The following is a 1540-nucleotide window of genomic DNA, read 5'->3' on the forward strand; positions in this document are numbered from 1 at the left end:
CTTTCAATTACCCACAAGTTTGGCTGCGTCGCGTCGCCCGTGCAGCTTCGAAGCCGATGACAATATCGGCGAGGCGAGAGAAGCCGCGCCATAGAACGGTGGTCCCGGGTGGCGCATCATGTTTTCGGGCGAGATAGCCACCAAGCTTAGCGACAGCTGTGATGTAGAAATCCAGGTCGCGGGTCTCGCCGGGTATTGCCGTAACTGTGGTGCCGTCGAGTAGTGCGAGCTCGGTTTCGGTGAAGACGGAGGTGGGGGCACCTGTCGGTTCGGCTCTGCGCAGCATCGTCATCCAGAATATCCTCCACGCTGTGATGCAGGCGAGGGCGATGCAATTGGCCAACCGGTCGGCGGTGGTTAAGCGGATATCCTCGATCCGGCAGCCAGTCTTCAGCGTTTTGAAGAAGGTCTCGATACTCCACCGCCGCGCATACCATTCCAGTTTATTGACAGCCTGTTCGAACGAGGTCACCTCAAGATTGGTAATCAGCTTCCAGTGCAGCGGCGCCCGATGGTCTGGTGGGTCGATCTCGGCAGCGTGGATGATCTGAAGCTGCTGATGTTCATACCTTTTCTGCTTTCCGATCGGTGGGCAGACGGTCATTGTGGCAAACCGGACAGCCAGACAAGCTTTCTGGGGTTTGCCAGCCGCATCGCGAAAGCGGACAATATGCGTGCCACTAGGCTTTTCAATACCGGCCATAACCTGCGCGATAGTGGTGTCGCCGTCCTCGGCCAGCCGGTCGACGCAGGAGCGGACTAGAAAATTCGTTCCTAACTCATGGGCAAGGCAGAAGAGTTCATAGATGTCGCTTTCACGGTCGCCGATGTGGACGCATCGCTCTGGCGTGCCGATTAACTCCGTTGACAAGCGCAGATTGTCCAACCAACGCATGCTTTCTTTCTGTTCGATCGGCACGCGGGTGGGATTGATCTTGCGCGCTAGCGCCTTCGTGCCCCTGAACTTTTCGCGCGACCAGAACTTTGCCGCAGTCAACCCAAGCGGCAAGCCCGCAGGCGTAACGGCGAGGCTTGCGTGCATGAGCATACCGCAGAGCGTGTGCTGGTGATGGCGCCCAGCCTTCGTCTTATGACCGCATGACGTCCTGGTGAAGCCGATCTTTTCCGGAGTGGCTCGCTTGAACGAAAACTCGGTTGTGTCCTGGAGCACAAGTATTGGGCCGTCCGTTGCCCGAACCCGAAGCGCCGTTGCCTCGAAATGGCCCGCCAGTATCTTGTCTTCGCTTACATTCGCGTTCGCAAAGAACCGATATGCCGCCTTCGTGTTTGCCCAGTCTTGGAACGCCGTGGGCAGGGATTTGCCTGGCCGTTCACCCAAAGCAGCGAGCATAGCTCCCAACCGCCGATTAAGGCGTAAGTCGCCCAGATCGCATCCCGCCGTCTCTTCTTCCGCCCAAGTTCCCATGTCCGCACCCGATCTGTTGAGGTGCCAGAGAACGAATCACGCTAGATTCAGGCAGGTCAACCCTAAATATGGCCACCTGTCTGGGACTTGGCCCAACTTGTGGGTAACTTCAAG

At 57.7% G+C, this 1540-nt stretch carries 1 protein-coding gene; it reads right to left on the minus strand.

Annotation, left to right across the window (positions count from 1 at the left end; genetic code table 11):
* Positions 1 to 7 precede the first annotated feature (7 nt).
* Positions 8 to 1426, minus strand: a complete 1419-nt coding sequence (locus J1C52_RS14965) for an IS4 family transposase (RefSeq protein WP_227428728.1) — start codon at positions 1424 to 1426, stop codon at positions 8 to 10.
* Between the last annotated feature and the right edge of the window lie 114 nt (positions 1427 to 1540).

Origin of the sequence: Roseibaca sp. Y0-43 (assembly GCF_020667835.1) — a bacterium.
Taxonomy (GTDB): Bacteria; Pseudomonadota; Alphaproteobacteria; order Rhodobacterales; family Rhodobacteraceae; genus Roseinatronobacter.

Excerpts from the sequence above, each read along its gene's own strand:
- J1C52_RS14965 (WP_227428728.1), bottom strand. The coding sequence starts at position 1,426 with ATGGGAACTTGGGCGGAAGAAGAGACGGCGGGATGCGATCTGGGCGAC.